An 18,010-nucleotide genomic window follows, 5' to 3' on the forward strand; every position below is an offset into this window, starting at 1 on the left:
GAATATATGCAAGGCAAGAACAGTTCTGAACAGGGTTTGGCACTCAACGAACAGTTGACCGTTGTGCTGATATCTCACGAACGCCCGGCGTTTTTACGCAGGGCTCTGAAGTTCTACAGCAGTCTGCCGTGCCGGATTCTGGTGCTGGATTCTTCGGCTAATGCGCTGGCAGAGACTGCTCGTGAATACGCCAACGTGGATTATCGGCACTTGCCGCAGTTCGGTTACTGGGGCATACGCTCCAAGCTGGCGTACGGTGTCGAGCAGTTGCAGACCCCCTACATGGTGTTCGCCGCCGACGATGACTTCATCGTGCATGACGCCTTGCTTGAAGCCGTGGCCTTCATGCAAGACAACCCCGATTACAGCCTGTGCCACGGCTACAGCATGATGTATCTGGCCTTGGCCAACAGCGTCCATTACTACCGCCGCGACAAAAAAGTCTGCGAGGACTACTCGGCCGATCACGCCCCGGATCGTGTGCTGGACTACATGTCGCAGTACCTTCCACCGTTCTATGCGGTGCAACGCACGGCGATTTTGCGTGACTGGTACAACGCGATGCCGGAAGACACGATCTTCCAGTGGCAGGAGATCGGTCACACCTATTACATGCTGGCCCGGGGCAAGGCGCGGGTTCTGCCGATCCCTTATGTCGTGCGTGAAATCAACTACAACGACTCCGATCACAACACCGAGATCTATCACTCGCTGGCGTTTGTCGACGCCAAAAGCGTGGCCGAGCGTGAAGCGTTTGCCGAGTTCCTGGCAGGGGTGCCGACGCAAGTCGTGCATCAGAATCCAGAACAGGGCAAACAGTTCGCACTGAAAACCTTTGCCGCGCTCTTAGACAGCCTGAAAACCAGCCGCGCACTGGATGCCGAGCTGATTATCGAGTCGAAATGGAGCAATATCGAAGGCGGGCCGCGACGCCGTTTTGGCCCGAATCAGTACGTAGAAATGCCGTTCTACAATCAGGTGTTTTTCGATCTGTTGACGCAGTACGAGTTTCTCTTGCACACCATGCCGGCGGGGCGCGTACAACTGGAAATGCTCGAAGGTGTGTGGGCCCGTCAGCAAAACCTGATGCTTGCCCGCAACAACGACAGTCCGGAAAGCGTGGTCGATCGTTTGTGGCAGGCTCACGACAGTAACGTGTTCAATCGCGAAGTGATCAATCGCCTGATTGTGCAGTTGCAAACAATGGGTGAGGACGACGAGGCGCAAAAGCTGCGTGACTGGGTTGCCCGACTGGAAGCGATGCTGCTCGAAGGGCATCAGCCGACCTTCAAAAAAATGCTCACCGGTCGACTGCTCGACTGGCTCGCCGTGCGCCAGCCGGACAGCGAGCAGGCCGAGGCGGCTACCCGTTACCTGGCAGCCAATGATGGCGGCCCGCAGTTCGGCATTTTTCTGCTGGATCTGAACAACGACATCGATCAGTTGCAAGTCACCCTCGACAGTTTGCTTGAAGGTCACAGCAAGGCCTTCAAAGTCGTGGTTTTCACCACGGGAGAGCCGCCAGCGGCGACCGCCGCGCAGAACACTCTGCACTTTGTCCGGGTCACGCAAACCAACTTTGTCGACAAGCTCAATCAGAGCGTTAACCAGTCTTCCTGCGAGTGGCTGCTGCTGGCTGAAGCGGGTGACGAGTTCACGGCGGCCGGCCTGCTGCGTGCCAGCCTCGAACTGATCGCTGCGCCAGGTGTGCGTGCGGTGTCCACAGATGAAATCCAGCGCAAGGAAGACGGTGCGCTGGTGGATCTGTTCCGGCCAGGCTTCAACCTCGATTTGCTGCAAAGCGTGCCTTCGCTGATGGCGCGGCACTGGTTGATTCGTCGCGAAGTGCTGATCGATATCGGGGGTTATCAGGCCGACTTCAGCAAGGCATTGGAGTTTGATGTGCTGCTGCGAATCATCGAACAGGGCGGCCTCGACGGTTTGGCTCACCTGGATGAACCGTTGCTGATTTCTCAGGCCGTGGAGCTGGAGGAAAACGCCCACGAGCGTCAGGCGTTGCTGCGTCATCTTAGCAATCGCGGCTACAAGGCCCGGGTCAACTCCGCGCAGCCGGGAACCTATCAGGTTGATTATCGCCATGCCGGGCAACCGTTGGTGTCGATCATTCTGCCGGCCGGGGACGATCTTCGGGCACTGAAGGCATGCCTCGACGGCGTGTTGCTCAGAACCCGTTACACCCGCTACGAAGTGCTGATTGCAGCCAACCCGAATCAATCCGCCGCCGTCAACGATTGGCTGGGTGCACTGAATCACGCCAAAGTGCGGGTGTTGCGTGCTGATCAGCCACTAACTGACGCGGCGTTGATCAACGCATGCAGCCTAGAAGCGCAGGGTGAATACCTGGTGCTGATGGCGGCGGACGGGGAGGTGGTCAACCCGAACTGGATTGAATCGCTGCTCAACCACGCCCAGCGTCCTGAGGTCGGTATCGTTGGGGCCAAACTGGTCGACCGCAGCGGAAAAATTTCCCAAGCTGGTTTGATTTTGGGGCTGAACGGGGGCGTCGGCTCACCCTTCATTGGCGAAAAAAATGCCGCGGAGGGTTACATGCAGCGTCTGGTGGTCGATCAGAACTACTCGGCCGTGTCGAAGGTTTGCCTGATGGTGCGCAAAGAATTGTTCGATGCGCTGGATGGCTTGGATGCAGTGTCTTTCGCGGACGGTTTCAGCGATGTCGATCTGTGCCTCAAGGCCGGTCAGGCCGGTTACCTCATCGTGTGGACGCCGCTGGTGCAAGTGCTGCATAACGGCGACCTGCCGCAAGCGCCAGAAGCACTGCAAGCCCTGCGTGAGAAATGGAGCAACGCCTTCGCGCAGGATCCGGCTTACAACGCCAACCTGGCCCTGAGCGGCAAAGGTTTTACCTTGGGCGACAAGGCCTCGATCAACTGGGCGCAATTGCTTACCTAAGCTCGCCGGACAGGAATCAGCACATGTTCAACGGTAAATCGATTTTCATCTCTGGCGGCACCGGTTCGTTCGGGCGCAAATTCATCGCCCGCCTGCTTGAGCAATATCGGCCCAAGCGCGTGGTGGTGTTCTCCCGCGATGAACTCAAGCAGTACGAGATGCAGCAGACGTTCAACGCGCCGTGCATGCGTTACTTCATCGGTGACGTGCGCGATGCCGATCGTCTGCGCCAGGCCATGCGTGGCATCGATTACGTGGTGCATGCTGCAGCGCTCAAACAGGTGCCGGCGGCGGAATACAACCCGACCGAGTGCATTCGCACCAACGTCAATGGCGCGGAAAATATCATCGCCGCCGCCATCGATAACGGCGTGAAGAAAGTCGTCGCGCTGTCCACCGACAAAGCGGCGAGCCCGATCAATCTGTACGGCGCGACCAAGTTGCTCTCGGACAAATTGTTCGTCGCCGCCAACAACATTGCCGGCGAGCAGGAAACCCGATTCGCCGTGGTGCGCTACGGCAACGTCGCCGGTTCGCGCGGCTCCGTCGTGCCGTTTTTCAGCAAGTTGATTGCTGACGGCGCGACAGAGTTGCCGATCACCGACGAGCGCATGACGCGCTTCTGGATCACCCTCGATCACGGCGTGCAGTTCGTCCTCGACAGCTTTGCGCGGATGCATGGCGGCGAAATTTTTGTGCCGAAGATTCCGTCGATTCGCATCGTCGATCTGGCGTTGGGCATGGCCGAGCATCTGCCGCATAAAAACGTCGGCATTCGTCCGGGCGAAAAACTCCATGAGCTGATGGTGCCGCTGGACGATGCGCGGATGACGTTGGAGTTTGAAGACCACTACACGATTCAGCCGTCGATTCGCTTCACCAGTGTCGACGTCGATTTCGCTGTCGACAAACTCGGTGAGCAGGGCCGGGCGGTCGGTGAGGACTTCGAATACCGTTCCGACACCAATCCGCACTTCCTGTCGGTCGGGCAGCTCGCCGACCTGCACGCAAAGCTGTCGGCATGATTCCGTATGGTCGGCAGAGTCTCGACCAAGCGGACATTGATGCGGTGGTCGAGGTGTTGCAGTCCGACTGGCTGACCCAGGGCCCGACCATCGCGCGTTTCGAGCAAGCGCTGGCCGAGCGCTGTCAGGCCGATTTCGCCGTGGCGGTGTGCAATGCCACGGCGGCGCTGCACATTGCCTGTCTGGCCGCAGGACTGGGGCCGGGCGATCGTTTGTGGACGACGCCGAACACCTTTCTCGCTTCAGCCAACTGCGGACGTTATTGCGGCGCCGACGTCGATTTTGTCGACATCGATCCGCTGACCTGGAACCTCGATGCCTTCGCGCTCGAAGCGAAACTCGATCAGGCCGAGCGCGACGGTACGTTGCCGAAGGTTTTAGTCGCAGTGGCGTTCTCCGGGCAGAGCTGCGACATGCGCCGCATCGCCGAACTGGCCGAGTGCTACAACGTCACCGTGATCGAGGATGCTTCGCACGCGGTGGGCGCGTCGTACGCCGGGCGCCCGGTCGGGTGCGGTGAGTTCGCCGCGATGACCGTGTTCAGTTTTCACCCGGTGAAGATCATCACCAGCGCCGAGGGCGGCATGGTGCTGACCAACCGTCCGGCGCTGGCCGAGCGTTTGCAGCGCCTGCGCAGCCACGGCATGACCCGCGATCCGCAGCAGATGAGGGAGGCCAGTCACGGCCCGTGGTACTACGAACAGATCGAGCTCGGTTTCAATTACCGCATCACCGATCTGCAAGCCGCGCTGGGTCTGTCGCAATTGGCGAAGCTGGACGACTTCATTAGCCGTCGCCGTGAATTGGCCGCACGTTATGACCGCTTGCTGGCGTACCTGCCACTGACCTTGCCAAGCCCTCAGCCAGAGGCTGAATCGGCGTGGCACCTGTACGTGGTGCGCGTGCAGACTGAGCGCGTCAATCTCAGCCACCGGCAAATCTTTGAAGGGTTGCGCGCGGCCGGGGTCGGGGTGAATCTGCACTATATTCCGCTGCACTTGCAGCCTTACTATCGCGACTTGGGTTTTGCCGAGGGTGACTTCCCCGAGGCCGAACGTTATTACGCGCAAGCAATCAGTCTGCCGCTGTATCCGCTGCTGACTGACGCACAACAGGACTATGTGGTCGAGCAACTGCGACGGCTGCTTCTTGAGGAGTAAACCCACGTGAGCTGCGTTGCGATCATCCCCGCCCGTGGTGGCAGCAAGCGCATCCCGCGCAAGAACCTGAAACCGTTCGACGGCGTGCCGATGATCGTTCGCTCGATCCGCACGGCGCTGGATTCGGGGTTGTTCGAACAGGTTGTGGTCAGCACCGATGATGGCGAGATTGCCGAAGTCGCGCGGGCGCACGGTGCTGAGGTGCCGTTCCTGCGCCCGGCGGAGCTGGCTGATGATTACGCCGGCACTGCGCCAGTGATCGTGCATGCGTTGCAGCAACTGTCGGATTTCGAATACGCCTGCTGCGTTTATGCCACGGCGCCGTTGCTGCAGACGCGCTATTTGCGTCAGGGGCTTGAGTTGCTTGAGCAGAATCCGGACAAATCCTTTGCCTTCTCCGTGTGCAGTTTTGGCTTTCCGGTGCAGCGTGCATTGACGCTGGACGGGCAGGGCGCTTTACAAGCTTTGTACCCGGAGTTTCGCAACACTCGCTCGCAGGATCTGCCTGAGGCCTATCAGGATGCCGGGCAGTTTTATTGGGGCCGCAGCGATGCCTGGTTGCGCGGCGAAGTGATCTATTCGCCCACCAGTCTGCCGGTGATTTTGCCCCGACATCTGGTGCAGGACATCGACACGCTGGACGACTGGAAACGCGCCGAATACCTGTATGCCGCGCTGAAGGCTGGCGGAGAATTATCGTGAGAGTGCTGATCCGTGCCGACGCCTCGCCGACCATCGGCAGCGGCCACATCGCCCGTTGCCTGACGCTGGCGCGGGTGCTGCGCGGGCAAGGCAGCCACGTCGCGTTTGCCTGTCGGCGCTTGCCGGGGCATCGGCTCGATGCGCTGAGCGCCGAGGGTTTCGAGACCTTCGCGCTGCCTGAACGCTATCCCGATGAAGACCCGCAGCAAGCCATCGAAGCGATGTTGCCGTGGCAGGCGGACATCGACGCGCTGGCGCAGCTGCTGGTTGGCCACGCCGCGTTCGACTGGATCATCGCCGACCATTACGGTCTTGATCATCACTGGCAAACCGCTGCCCGGCGCTGGGCGCCACGCATTGCCGCGGTCGATGATCTGGCCACGCGGCGCTACAGCGTCGACCTGTTGCTCAATCAGAATTTGTCCGGCCTCAGCGAAAATTATCAGCCGCTGCTGCCTGCCAATTGCCGCACGTTGCTCGGCCCGCGCTATGCGATGTTGCGCGAGGAATTCAATGCCCCGGCCATCGAGATCAAGCCGCAGGCGCAGCGACTGCTGGTGAATTTTGGCGGTTTCGATGCCGCTCGCCAGACTCATCACGCGATGTTGGCGCTGGCCGATTTTGCCGAGCTTGAAGTGGATTTTGTCGCCGGCGCCGACAACCCGGCGTGGGCGCAAATGCAGGCGCTGGCCGAGACGCGGCCGCACTGGCGCCTGCACAGTTTTGTCAGCGATTTTCATCAGCGCATGCTTGCAGCCGATTTGTTTATTGGCGCTGGTGGCGGCACCAGTTGGGAGCGCGCGGCGCTCGGCTTGCCGACGATTTGCATTGCGGTGTCGAACAATCAGCAGGTCAACGGCGAAGTCATGGCGGCGGCGGGTGCGCATGTGTTCATGGGCGCCCGTGAGCAGGTCAGTGTCGAGCAGTTGCGCGACGCGATCGGTTTTGTCGTCGGCAACCACTATTTGCGGCAAAGTCTGGCCGAGCGCTCGCGGCAACTGGTCGACGGTCGTGGTGCGTTGCGCGTAGCGGCAGCGTTGGCTGGCGCGGTGCTGAAACTGCGCCCGGCGACGCTGGACGATGCGCAGTTGTTGTTCGACGGGCGCAATGCCGAGGCGGTGCGACGCTGGTCGCAGAAAACCGATGTGATCGACCGCGAGCAGCATCAACACTGGTTGAGCGCGAGCCTGCGCAATCCGCAGCGACTGCTGTTGATTGCCGAAGGCGATGACGGCCCGGTCGGCGTGTTGCGTTATGACTTGCGTGGTTTTGACGCCGAAGTTTCGCTGTATCTGTTTGAACAGCGTCTGGGCCTCGGTTGGGGCAGGGCGCTGCTCGCTCGCGGTGAGGCATTCGTCACGGCGCACTGGCCGCAACTGACTGCCATCACCGCGCAGGTTTCGCCTGCCAATCGCCCGTCATTGAATGTCTTTCGTGACGCCGGGTATCTGCAAAGTGCCTGTGCGTTCACCCGTGTCTTGAAGGAACACCCGCATGCCTGATTTCAAGATTGGCGATCGCCTGATCGGTGCCGACGCGCCGCCGTTCATCATCGCCGAGATGAGCGGCAACCATAACCAGTCGCTGGACGTGGCCCTGCAAATCGTCGAAGCGGCGGCGAAGGCTGGCGCGCATGCCTTGAAGCTGCAAACCTACACCGCCGAAACCATGACGCTGGATATCGCCGAGGGTGAGTTTTTCATCAAGGATCCGGGCAGCCTCTGGGCCGGCACGTCTTTGTATGACCTGTATGAGAAGGCGCATACGCCATGGGAATGGCACGCGCCGATTTTCGCTCGGGCGAAAGAGCTGGGCATGCTCGCGTTCTCGACACCGTTCGACGACAGCGCTGTGGATTTTCTCGAAAGCCTCGACGTACCGGCCTACAAGATCGCCAGTTTCGAGAACACCGATTTGCCGCTGATCCGTCGCGTCGCGGCCACCGGCAAACCGCTGATCATCTCCACCGGCATGGCGAGCATCGCCGAACTCGACGAAACCGTGCGCGCCGCCCGTGAGGCGGGGTGCAAGGATCTGGTGCTGCTCAAATGCACCAGCACCTATCCGGCGACACCGGCAAACAGCCACGTGCGCACGATTCCACATCTGCGGGAATTGTTCGGCTGCGAAGTGGGGCTGTCTGATCATTCGATGGGCGTTGGCGTATCGGTGGCGGCGGTGGCGCTGGGCGCGACGGTGGTGGAAAAACATTTCACCCTCGACCGCGCGGCCGGTGGCGTCGACGCCAGTTTCTCGCTGGAACCGGCGGAGATGGCCAGTCTGGTGGTGGAAACCGAACGCGCCTGGCAGGCGCTCGGTCAGGTGCATTACGGCGTGACCGAGGCCGAGCGCAAGTCGGTGGTCTATCGCCGTTCGCTGTACGTCACCGCTGATATGGCCGCTGGTGAGCCTTTCACCACCGCCAATCTGCGCGCCATTCGTCCGGGTCTCGGTCTGCCGCCCAAGCACACCGACGCCGTTCTCGGCCGCTGCGCGCGCACGCCGATCAAGCGCGGTACGCCGCTGGACTGGTCGCTGATCGAATAGACCGATCTGCAATCGATTCGGCATTTATCGTGACTTGCGAGTCATAACGCGCATCTTCACTGTATTGTATTAATCGGTGAGATGGCGCCTGGCCCGTTATCGGTGGCAGTGATAGCCCTTTGCGCTCCCCGTGGCTGCCCGTTGTGGCGGCCGTTTTCTGTTTGTCAGCGCCCCTCGAAATCCTTGCGAGCGGTGGTCTTGGGCTGTTTTTTATTGGGAAGCCGTAATGATTGGCATAAAAAGCATTGCGAGCTACGTTCCTGTAGCCGGCGTGGACAATTACGCACAAGGTGCAAAATTCGAAAAGGATGAAGAATTCATCCTTGGCAAAATCGGTTCGGCGTTTCTGCCGCGCAAAGACGCTGATCAAGAAACCTCGGATCTGTGTGTGGAAGCAGCCAATGCGCTGTTTGCCAGCAACCCTGAACTGAAGCGTGAATCGATCGACGCGCTGATTGTCGTCACCCAGAACGGTGACGAAGAAGGCCTGCCGCACACTGCCGCGATCGTCCAGGACAAACTCGGCCTGCCGACCAATGTCGCTGCGTTCGATATTTCCCTGGGTTGCTCCGGTTACGTCTACGGCATCTACGCGATCAAGGGCTTTATGGAAGCCGCCGGCCTGAAGAACGGTCTGCTGATCACCGCTGATCCGTACTCGAAAATCGTCGACCCGGAAGACCGCAACACCACCATGCTGTTTGGCGATGCCGCCACCGCCACGTGGATGGGCGAAGATCCGACCTGGGCGCTGGGCAAGGCCAAGTTCGGCACCGACGGTTCCGGCGCGCCGCACCTGAAAGTCACCGATGGCGTGTTCTTCATGAACGGTCGTCAGGTATTCAACTTTGCGTTGCTGAAAGTCCCGGCGCACTTGCACGAGCTGCTCGACGATTCTGGCCTCAAGGCTGATGACATCGACGCGTTCTGCATTCACCAGGGCAGTGCGGCGATCGTTGATGCCGTGGCGCGACGCTTCGAAGGCGAGCCGGAGAAGTTCATCAAGGACATGGTCGAGACCGGCAACACCGTGTCGTCGAGCATTCCGCTGCTGCTGGAAAAACACGTGATCGATTCCGACTGGCAGCGCATCGCGCTCAGCGGTTTCGGTGTGGGTCTGTCGTGGGGCTCGGCGATTATTTATCGTCCTTGAGCCACACAACGGCCGATACAAAAATAGCGCTCAAGGGTTAACCTTGAGCGCTATTTTTTTGCCTGAAACGGAGTGCGAGGCGTCATGAGCGAGTTTTTCCAGGCCAATGCCGAAGTCCTGCAACGACGCTGGCCGGCGCTGTGCGAGCGCTTGATGGCTGAGGACAGTTCGGCCATTGAGGCTGAGCTGACGCAAGGGCTGGGTTCGACACTGAGCGTCAACGGCATCCAGCTCACCAGTCGTCATGACCGCACGCATGAGGCGCGGATTCAGGCCGCCAGTCTTCCGGACAAAGCCCAACTGCACGTCTACGGCACCGGCCTCGGCGATCTGCCGGGCGTGTTACTGGAGCGCAAAAACCTTGATCGCTTGTACGTGCACATCCTTAATGGCGCGTTGTTTGCGCTGGTGCTGCAACTGCTTGATCAACGCCAGTGGCTGGAAGATCCGCGCGTGGAGCTGTTTTATGCAGGCGATCTTTCCGATATCTGCACGCCGTTTTTTGCCTTGCCAGCCGAGATGCTGCTGGCCGATGACTTCAACGCGAAGATCCGTGATCGGCTGGTCAGCGAGGTGCACCTGAGCTTTAACAATCGCGAATTCGATCCTCAGTCGCCTGTCATTCAGCAGCGCTTGCAAGATTGCTTGCCGGTGCTGCTCGGCGATGATGATGTGGCGCAATTGTTCAATACCTGCGCCGGTCGAGAGGTGTTCGTGATCGGCACCGGGCCGACGCTGGAGAGCCATTTCGAACGGTTGGCGGTGATCCGTCAGCAGGCCGTTCGTCCGCTGTTCATTGCCGTCGACACTGCCTATCGACCTCTGCGTGAACACGGAATCGCCCCGGACATGGTGGTGAGCATCGATCAGCGCATTGGCTTTCGACATTTGCCGTTTGAAGAGTCCGACGGCATTCCCCTTGTTTATCTACCAATGAGCGATCCCGAGTTGCTGAAGGCCTGGAAGGGCAAGCGCTATGGTGGTTATTCCGCCAGTCCGGTGTATGCCGGTCTGCGTGAAAAACATCCAAGGGCGCTGCTGCACGTTGGCGGCAGTGTGATCCATCCGGCGGTGGATCTGGCGGTGAAGATGGGCGCGCAGCGCATCACGCTGTTCGGTGCCGATTTCGCCTTCCCGATGAACAAAACCCATGCGGGCTGGAACGACGGCGATCTCGGTCCGGGCGTGAGTCAGGCACGACACTGGGTGCTGGACGGGAATGGCCAGCGCGTCGCCACGCAGCTCAACTTTCGCGGTTATCTGTGTGTGCTGGAACGCTACATCGCCGCGCATCCGCACGTGCAGTTCTATAACAGCAGCCGCGCGGGCGCCTTGATTGCCGGCACGCAGTTCGATCCGGAGTTCGTGCAATGACAGCGATCGAGAAATGCATGGACGAATGCCGCCAGTGCGCCGGACTGTTTCGTCTGGGCCGTGATGTCGAGGCCGCGCTGGTCATGGTTGACGTGTTCGGAGGCGCGCAGCAGGCGCTCATGTCGGCATCGACCGATGTCCAGCAAGCCTGGGCGACCTTGCTGACGCAAATCCTCGAATGCCAGGAGCGTCAGGACTGGTTGGGCCTCGCTGATTTCATGGAGTATGAACTGATCGAACTGCTACAAAGCACGCAGCGCTGAAGGCGACCAACGGCACTGGCCCGCTGCTTTGCGCGGCAGTCGATTTTATGACGTCATTTTTTCGTGGGCGGGGCGCGGCTAAGCCCTTGTTTTCTCGGGGGTGGCAGGGTGATGGCAAATTTTTTTCAAAAAGCCCTCAAGCAACCTGCAAACCCGACGATAACTATTACGAAGGTTCTCTAGGCCATACCCGGCGGTTGCCAGGGCCGGAAGCCGCAGTACCCAACCAACGAGGAATTCGTCATGGCTTTAACAGTAAACACCAACACCACATCGTTGAACGTTCAGAAAAACCTGAACCGCGCTTCCGACGCTCTGTCGACTTCGATGCAACGTCTGTCTTCCGGCCTGAAAATCAACAGCGCTAAAGATGACGCCGCTGGCCTGCAGATCTCCAACCGTATGTCCTCGCAGATCCGTGGTAACACTCAGGCGATCCAGAACGCCAACGACGGTATCTCCGTAGCTCAGACCGCTGAAGGCGCTCTGCAAGCAACTACCGACATCCTGCAGCGTATGCGTGAACTGGCTGTTAAAGCACGTAACGGTACCAACGGCACTGCTGACCAGACCGCTACCAACTCCGAATTCGCTCAGATGTCCGACGAGATCACCCGTATCTCGGCTTCGACCAACCTGAACGGCAAAAACCTGCTGGACGGTACGGCTGGTACTGTGACCCTGCAAGTGGGCGCGAACACCGGTTCGGCTAACCACATCGACCTGGTACTGACTGGCAAGTTCGACGCAACCAGCCTGTCCGTAAACAGCGGTGCTCTGGCTCTGACCGGTACTTCGGGTACTGCCGCTGGTTCCGCTTCGGTGAACATCGACAACGCGATCACCGCAATCGACGCTGCTATCGCTTCGATCGGTGCAACCCGTGCAAACCTGGGTGCTTCGCAAAACCGTCTGACCAGCACCATCTCCAACCTGCAGAACATCACTGAAAACACCACCGCTGCTCAGGGTCGTGTACAGGACACCGACTTCGCCGCAGAAACTGCTAACCTGACCAAGCAGCAAACTCTGCAGCAAGCTTCGACTTCCGTACTGGCTCAAGCCAACCAACTGCCTTCCGCTGTACTGAAGCTGCTTCAGTAATTCCGGATCGAGTTTAAGCGGGGGAGTGCGCTTGTCGTGCTCTCTCGCTTTTTTACGTTAAGAGGTGATGGGCATGGACATGAGCGTAAAGCTTAGCGTGTCTTATCCGGCTCCGAAGCCCGTGGCCCCGGTGCCTGACAAGCCGTCAGAGACGCCAAAGGTTGCCAAGGCTGACGCTCCGGTCGCTGACAAAAGCCAGGATACGGACGATGCCAAGTTGAAGCTGGCGGTGCAGGAGATCGAAAAGTTCGTCCAGTCGATCAAGCGCAATCTGGAGTTCTCGATCGATGAGCATTCTGGAAAGGTTATCGTCAAAGTGATCGCAAGCGAGACGGGTGAAGTCGTTCGACAGATTCCCTCCGCCGAAGCTCTAAAGCTCGCAGACAGCCTGGCCAACGCCAGTCACGTGTTGTTCGACGCCAAGGTCTGATAGCTGGCATGAATCGTGTTTGTTCGTTCTCAAGATGCCGGTAGCGGTCAAAAGAATGGCAACAATCTGAAGGGAGATGCACATGGCAAGTCCAATTTTACCGGGTTCCGGACTGGGTTCCGGCCTGGACATCGGCGCGATCGTTACCGCGCTGGTTAACGCCGACAAGTCTGCCAAGCAGACGCAGATCGACACTCAGACGAAAACCAACTCGCTGAAGATTTCCGGTGTCGGTTCGCTGAAAAGCGCGCTGGCGGCGTTTCAGAAATCGATGACCGACCTCAACAAAGCGTCGAGCCCTGCGTTTGCCGGTTTTACTGCGACCTCCGGTACCCCGACCGTTTTAGGCGTTACGTCCGACAGCACCGCTGTGCCGGGAACCTACAACGTTGTCGTGAAGAGTCTGGCCACCGGTTCGAAAGTAGCCAGTGCCTCTTTCGCTGGCGGTACGACCAGTGCCATTCCGAGTGGTACTCTGAAAATCAGTCAGAATGGCACTGATTATCCTGTGACGATTCCGGCCAATGCCACGCTGCAAAGCACTCGCGACGCGATCAACACCGCGCAGGCGAGCAACGGTATTTCTGCCAACATCGTGACCGACAGCTCCGGCGCTTCGCGTCTGGTGATCAGCTCCAACAAGACCGGCGCAGGTTCCGACCTCAGCGTCAGCGGTATCGCCGGCCTTGAGATTGACGGCACTAAAGTCATGGGTGGAACACCGGCGGCGGGCGATGCCGGATCCGTCAACGGTGTCGCCAAAGACGCCGCCATCACCATCGATGGATTGGCCGTGACCAGCAAAAGCAACACGGTGACGGGTGCAATCAGTGGTCTGACGCTGAACCTTGCGTCCATGAGCACTGGTGACACACCGACCGTTGTGACGGTTGCCACCAACACCACCGGAATCCAGACTTCGCTTCAGACGTTCGTCGATTCCTACAACACCTTGAAAAAGGCCATCGACACGCTGTCCAAGGCAACACCGGATGCGGACGGTAATCTGACCGTTTCCGCAGCGTTCACCGGTGACTCGCTGCCGCGCTCGCTGATGGCTGACATTCGTGAGCAGTTGACCGAATCTGGCCCGAGTGCGCAACTGACGGTGTTGTCGCAGTTGGGCGTAATGACCGACAGCAAAACCGGTCTGCTGGCACTCGACACCGCTGTGTTCAACAAACGAATGGACACACCGGGCATGGCTGGTCAGGTTCAGCAGATGTTCTCCGGCACCAATGCCACTAACGGTCTGTTGGCGCGCATGAGCAGTGCGGTCGACCCGTACGTCAAGACCGGCGGCCTGCTCGATCAGCGCAGCTCCAACCTGACCAACCTCTCGTCTAGCCTGCAAAAGCAGCAGACGGCGCTGGATTTGCATGTCACCAGCCTGACGGCAACGCTGACCGCAAAATACAACGCGATGGATCTGTTGGTCGGGCAGATGAAAGCAACGGCGAGCAACATCACGTCGTTCTTCAGCTCGCTCAATGCTCAGCAATCCGCGAAGTAACAGGTAAGAACGACAAAAACCCGGCTACGCTTTATCGGCGTGCGCCGGGTTTTTGTCTTTTCATCTAAAGTTTTCAGACTCGTTGGCGATACATTGGTTATACGAGTCATTGTGGCAATGAGGTAGAACATGAATCCGATGTTAGCCCTTCGGCAGTACCAAAAAGTCGGCGCGCACGCCCAAACGTCTGAAGCGAGCCCGCACCGTCTGGTGCAAATGTTGATGGAAGGCGGACTGGCCCGTATCGCGCAGGCGAAAGGTGCCATCGAACGCAAGGACATTCCGGGCAAATGCACTTCGATCGGCAAAGCCATCGGCATCGTCAGTGGCTTGCGCGAAGGTCTGGATCTGGAAAACAGCGCTGATACGCTGGCGGATCTGGACGGCCTGTATATCTACATGATGAAGCGCCTCGCCGAGGCGAACATCAGCAGTGATCCGCGCATTCTCGATGAGGTTGCAGGCCTGCTGAGCACGGTAAAAGAAGGCTGGGATGCCATCGCACCTACGCCTGCTCCGCAGTTCTGAAGGAGATCGTCATGAGTCTTGTATTGCAGCGAATCGCCGACACTCGTCAAGCACTGGTCAGTGCGCTGGCTGATCGTAACTGGGAAGCCATTGGCGAGCTGGATCTGGCATGTCGCGCCTGCATGGAAGACGTCATGGCGGAAGCTTCGCTGGACGAAGATGCATTGCGCGATAATCTGGAAGAGTTGCTGCACGTTTACCGGCAGCTGCTTGAAGTGGCCATGGGCGAACGCCAGGCGATAGTCGATGAGATGTCGCAGATCACCCAAGCGCGGAACGCGGCAAAGGTTTACCATCTGTTTGGTTAATTAACCTTCAGTTAATCCAGAGATGTGCGCCATAAATTTGACTGTGCACGGTTTTTTGACTTAACTAGTGGCTGTTTTCAGATTTCGGGCGTCTACAGGCACAGAGTGTCCTGCAAGCGTCTCGCTTGCCCCCATTTTCGGGCATTGAGTTGACCAGGGAAGTTGCTATTGCATGTGGCGTGAAACCAAAATTCTGCTGATCGATGACGATAGCGTCCGCCGCCGCGACCTGGCGGTGATTTTAAATTTTCTCGGCGAAGAAAATTTACCCTGCGGCAGCCATGACTGGCAGCAGGCAGTCGGCTCTTTGTCGTCTAGTCGTGAAGTCATTTGCGTACTGATCGGGACGGTTAATGCTCCTGGCGCGCTTTTGGGCTTGTTAAAGACACTCTCAAGCTGGGATGAGTTCCTTCCCGTCTTGCTGATGGGCGATAATTCTTCCGTCGACTTGCCCGAAGACCAGCGCCGCCGGGTGTTGTCGACCCTGGAAATGCCGCCGAGCTACAGCAAATTGCTCGACTCCCTGCACCGTGCCCAGGTCTATCGCGAGATGTACGACCAGGCCCGTGAGCGCGGTCGCCATCGCGAACCCAACCTGTTCCGCAGCCTCGTCGGCACCAGCCGTGCGATTCAGCACGTGCGCCAGATGATGCAGCAAGTCGCCGATACCGACGCCAGCGTGCTGATCCTTGGCGAGTCCGGCACTGGCAAGGAAGTGGTCGCGCGTAACCTGCATTACCATTCCAAGCGTCGCGACGCACCGTTTGTGCCGGTCAACTGCGGGGCGATCCCGGCAGAGCTGCTCGAAAGCGAATTGTTCGGCCACGAGAAGGGCGCCTTCACCGGCGCGATCACCAGCCGTGCCGGCCGTTTCGAACTGGCCAACGGCGGTACGCTGTTCCTCGACGAAATCGGCGACATGCCGCTGCCGATGCAGGTCAAACTGCTGCGCGTCCTGCAGGAACGCACCTTCGAACGCGTGGGCAGCAACAAGACCCAGAGCGTCGACGTGCGCATCATCGCCGCGACCCACAAGAATCTCGAAAGCATGATCGAGATCGGCACCTTCCGCGAAGATCTCTACTATCGCCTCAACGTGTTCCCGATCGAGATGGCGCCGCTGCGTGAGCGCGTTGAAGACATCCCGCTGCTGATGAACGAACTGATCTCGCGCATGGAACACGAAAAGCGCGGCTCGATCCGTTTCAACTCGGCGGCGATCATGTCGCTGTGCCGTCACGGCTGGCCGGGCAACGTCCGCGAGTTGGCTAACCTGGTTGAGCGCATGGCGATCATGCACCCGTACGGGGTGATCGGCGTGGTCGAGTTGCCGAAGAAATTCCGCTACGTCGACGACGAAGACGAGCAACTGGTCGACAGCCTGCGCAGTGATCTCGAAGAGCGCGTGGCCATCAACGGTCATACCCCGGACTTCACCGCCAACGCCTTGCTGCCGCCGGAAGGCCTGGATCTGAAGGACTACCTCGGTGGTCTCGAACAAGGCCTTATTCAGCAAGCGCTGGACGACGCCAATGGCATCGTGGCGCGTGCGGCCGAGCGTCTGCGTATTCGCCGCACCACGCTGGTGGAGAAGATGCGCAAGTACGGCATGAGCCGCCGCGACGGAGACGAACAGGCGGAGGATTGACGCCTGTTTTTCAACTGCTTCATTTATAAGCAGTTTTTTTTAGGCACGGGTATTGCTACATCCCTCGCAACGTTCCGTTTAACTGACGGTCAGCCACGCGAGAGACCACAATGCCCCACGCCGCCCCGATCTCTTCTGCCTCCCGATCCGAGGCATCATCCTCGTCCGTAGAGCAGGCCAGCCGGCAGGGTCTTGAGCAGTCGTTCGCGCTGTTCAATCAGATGTCGAGCCAACTGACCGACTCTTACAGCATGCTTGAAGCGCGGGTCACCGAGCTCAAGGGTGAACTGGCCGTGGTCAGCGCCCAGCGCATGCAGGAACTGGCGGAAAAAGAACGCCTGGCCAACCGTCTGCAAAACCTCCTCGATCTGTTGCCCGGTGGCGTCATCGTCATTGATGGTCATGGCATTGTCGTCGAAGCCAATCCGGCCGCGATCGAGTTGCTCGGCCTGCCGCTGGAAGGCGAATTGTGGCGCCACGTCATCGCCCGCTGCTTCGCGCCGCGTGAAGACGATGGCCATGAAATCTCTCTGAAAAACGGTCGACGCTTGTCGATTGCCACCCGCTCGCTGGATGCCGAGCCGGGGCAATTGGTGCTGCTCAACGATTTGACGGAAACCCGTCATCTGCAAGATCAACTGGCGCGCCACGAGCGTCTGTCCTCGTTGGGACGCATGGTCGCTTCGCTGGCCCATCAGATCCGTACGCCGTTGTCTGCGGCTTTGCTGTACGCCAGTCATTTGACTGAGCAGGAATTGCCGGTCGCCACTCAACAACGTTTCGCCGGGCGCCTGAAAGAACGCCTGCACGAGCTGGAGCACCAAGTGCGCGACATGCTGGTGTTCGCCCGTGGCGAGCTGCCGCTGACCGATCGCCTGACGCCGAATGCCCTGATGCAAGCGCTGCAAGCCGCCGCGCTGACCCATGTGCAGGATCTGCCGATCCGCTGGCAGTGCGACAGTCATGCCGGCGAGTTGCTGTGCAACCGCGACACGCTGGTCGGCGCGCTGCTGAATTTGATCGAAAACGCCATTCAGGCCAGTCCCGGTGACGTGCGCCTGAAAGTGCATTGCTACGCCCGCGACAACACGTTGCGCATCAGCGTCAGTGACAGCGGCAGCGGCATCGAACCCGCTGTTCTGGCGCGTCTCGGCGAACCTTTTTTCACCACTAAAGTGACCGGCACTGGCCTCGGCCTGACCGTGGTCAAAGCGGTCGCCCGTGCGCATCAGGGAGAATTGCTGCTGCGTTCGCGAGTCGGGCGCGGCACGTGCGCGCAGGTGATCCTGCCGCTGTTTTCCGCTGTACAAGGAGCTGAGTGATC

The 18,010-nt window shown here is 59.3% G+C and carries 16 protein-coding genes; all 16 read left to right on the plus strand.

Annotated elements, in window-relative coordinates:
* The first annotated feature begins 6 nt into the window (after positions 1 to 6).
* Positions 7 to 2,931 (plus strand): TIGR00180 family glycosyltransferase, encoded by a 2,925-nt coding sequence (locus GVL50_RS09495; protein ID WP_159812616.1) that lies wholly within the window; start codon positions 7 to 9, stop codon positions 2,929 to 2,931.
* A gap of 23 nt (positions 2,932 to 2,954) precedes the next feature.
* Entirely contained in the window at positions 2,955 to 3,956 is a 1,002-nt protein-coding gene (gene pseB, locus GVL50_RS09500; protein ID WP_159812618.1) for a UDP-N-acetylglucosamine 4,6-dehydratase (inverting), read from the plus strand.
* A complete protein-coding gene (gene pseC, locus GVL50_RS09505; protein WP_159812620.1) occupies positions 3,953 to 5,116 on the plus strand; it encodes a UDP-4-amino-4,6-dideoxy-N-acetyl-beta-L-altrosamine transaminase in 1,164 nt (387 codons plus the stop codon). The genes pseB and pseC overlap by 4 nt, the downstream gene beginning before the upstream one ends.
* Before the next feature lie 6 nt (positions 5,117 to 5,122).
* Complete coding sequence (pseF, locus tag GVL50_RS09510) at positions 5,123 to 5,818, plus strand: pseudaminic acid cytidylyltransferase (protein WP_159812622.1); 696 nt, start codon at positions 5,123 to 5,125, stop codon at positions 5,816 to 5,818.
* Entirely contained in the window at positions 5,815 to 7,320 is a 1,506-nt protein-coding gene (gene pseG / locus GVL50_RS09515; protein WP_159812624.1) for a UDP-2,4-diacetamido-2,4,6-trideoxy-beta-L-altropyranose hydrolase, read from the plus strand. Before pseF ends, pseG begins: the two co-directional genes overlap by 4 nt.
* Positions 7,313 to 8,365: a pseudaminic acid synthase gene (pseI, locus tag GVL50_RS09520; protein WP_159812626.1), complete on the plus strand. Its 1,053-nt coding sequence runs from the start codon at positions 7,313 to 7,315 to the stop codon at positions 8,363 to 8,365. Before pseG ends, pseI begins: the two co-directional genes overlap by 8 nt.
* 226 nt (positions 8,366 to 8,591) lie before the next feature.
* A complete protein-coding gene (locus tag GVL50_RS09525; RefSeq protein WP_053118335.1) occupies positions 8,592 to 9,518 on the plus strand; it encodes a ketoacyl-ACP synthase III in 927 nt (308 codons plus the stop codon).
* An 84-nt stretch (positions 9,519 to 9,602) separates the two neighbouring features.
* Entirely contained in the window at positions 9,603 to 10,892 is a 1,290-nt protein-coding gene (locus GVL50_RS09530) for a motility associated factor glycosyltransferase family protein (protein WP_159812628.1), read from the plus strand.
* Positions 10,889 to 11,155, plus strand: a complete 267-nt coding sequence (locus GVL50_RS09535) for a hypothetical protein (protein WP_159812630.1) — start codon at positions 10,889 to 10,891, stop codon at positions 11,153 to 11,155. Before GVL50_RS09530 ends, GVL50_RS09535 begins: the two co-directional genes overlap by 4 nt.
* A gap of 243 nt (positions 11,156 to 11,398) precedes the next feature.
* Entirely contained in the window at positions 11,399 to 12,259 is an 861-nt protein-coding gene (locus tag GVL50_RS09540; RefSeq protein WP_159812632.1) for a flagellin domain-containing protein, read from the plus strand.
* A gap of 73 nt (positions 12,260 to 12,332) precedes the next feature.
* Positions 12,333 to 12,689, plus strand: coding sequence for a flagellar protein FlaG (locus GVL50_RS09545; RefSeq protein ID WP_159812634.1), 357 nt, complete (start codon positions 12,333 to 12,335; stop codon positions 12,687 to 12,689).
* A gap of 82 nt (positions 12,690 to 12,771) precedes the next feature.
* Positions 12,772 to 14,202, plus strand: a complete 1,431-nt coding sequence (fliD, locus tag GVL50_RS09550) for a flagellar filament capping protein FliD (protein ID WP_159812636.1) — start codon at positions 12,772 to 12,774, stop codon at positions 14,200 to 14,202.
* Positions 14,203 to 14,331: 129 nt separating this feature from the next.
* The gene (fliS, locus tag GVL50_RS09555; RefSeq protein ID WP_159812638.1) at positions 14,332 to 14,730 is read left to right on the plus strand and encodes a flagellar export chaperone FliS; all 399 of its coding nucleotides are present in this window, start codon (positions 14,332 to 14,334) and stop codon (positions 14,728 to 14,730) included.
* A gap of 11 nt (positions 14,731 to 14,741) precedes the next feature.
* Positions 14,742 to 15,038: a flagellar protein FliT gene (locus GVL50_RS09560; RefSeq protein WP_159812640.1), complete on the plus strand. Its 297-nt coding sequence runs from the start codon at positions 14,742 to 14,744 to the stop codon at positions 15,036 to 15,038.
* Positions 15,039 to 15,210: 172 nt separating this feature from the next.
* A complete protein-coding gene (locus tag GVL50_RS09565; RefSeq protein WP_053118349.1) occupies positions 15,211 to 16,686 on the plus strand; it encodes a sigma-54 dependent transcriptional regulator in 1,476 nt (491 codons plus the stop codon).
* A 110-nt stretch (positions 16,687 to 16,796) separates the two neighbouring features.
* Entirely contained in the window at positions 16,797 to 18,008 is a 1,212-nt protein-coding gene (locus GVL50_RS09570) for a PAS domain-containing sensor histidine kinase (RefSeq protein ID WP_159812642.1), read from the plus strand.
* Positions 18,009 to 18,010: the final 2 nt, after the last annotated feature.

It is taken from the genome of Pseudomonas sp. 18058 (assembly GCF_902706155.1).
Taxonomy (GTDB): domain Bacteria; phylum Pseudomonadota; class Gammaproteobacteria; order Pseudomonadales; family Pseudomonadaceae; genus Aquipseudomonas; species Aquipseudomonas rustica.

What these genes read in the sequence shown, in the direction of transcription:
- pseC (WP_159812620.1), top strand. Translation starts at nt 3,953, where the DNA reads ATGATTCCGTATGGTCGGCAGAGTCTCGACCAAGCGGACATTGATGCG.
- pseI (WP_159812626.1), top strand. Translation starts at nt 7,313, where the DNA reads ATGCCTGATTTCAAGATTGGCGATCGCCTGATCGGTGCCGACGCGCCG.
- GVL50_RS09535 (WP_159812630.1), top strand. Translation starts at nt 10,889, where the DNA reads ATGACAGCGATCGAGAAATGCATGGACGAATGCCGCCAGTGCGCCGGA.
- GVL50_RS09565 (WP_053118349.1), top strand. Translation starts at nt 15,211, where the DNA reads ATGTGGCGTGAAACCAAAATTCTGCTGATCGATGACGATAGCGTCCGC.
- fliS (WP_159812638.1), top strand. Translation starts at nt 14,332, where the DNA reads ATGAATCCGATGTTAGCCCTTCGGCAGTACCAAAAAGTCGGCGCGCAC.
- GVL50_RS09495 (WP_159812616.1), top strand. Translation starts at nt 7, where the DNA reads ATGCAAGGCAAGAACAGTTCTGAACAGGGTTTGGCACTCAACGAACAG.
- GVL50_RS09540 (WP_159812632.1), top strand. Translation starts at nt 11,399, where the DNA reads ATGGCTTTAACAGTAAACACCAACACCACATCGTTGAACGTTCAGAAA.
- GVL50_RS09545 (WP_159812634.1), top strand. Translation starts at nt 12,333, where the DNA reads ATGGACATGAGCGTAAAGCTTAGCGTGTCTTATCCGGCTCCGAAGCCC.
- fliD (WP_159812636.1), top strand. Translation starts at nt 12,772, where the DNA reads ATGGCAAGTCCAATTTTACCGGGTTCCGGACTGGGTTCCGGCCTGGAC.
- GVL50_RS09570 (WP_159812642.1), top strand. Translation starts at nt 16,797, where the DNA reads ATGCCCCACGCCGCCCCGATCTCTTCTGCCTCCCGATCCGAGGCATCA.
- GVL50_RS09525 (WP_053118335.1), top strand. Translation starts at nt 8,592, where the DNA reads ATGATTGGCATAAAAAGCATTGCGAGCTACGTTCCTGTAGCCGGCGTG.
- GVL50_RS09530 (WP_159812628.1), top strand. Translation starts at nt 9,603, where the DNA reads ATGAGCGAGTTTTTCCAGGCCAATGCCGAAGTCCTGCAACGACGCTGG.
- GVL50_RS09560 (WP_159812640.1), top strand. Translation starts at nt 14,742, where the DNA reads ATGAGTCTTGTATTGCAGCGAATCGCCGACACTCGTCAAGCACTGGTC.
- pseB (WP_159812618.1), top strand. Translation starts at nt 2,955, where the DNA reads ATGTTCAACGGTAAATCGATTTTCATCTCTGGCGGCACCGGTTCGTTC.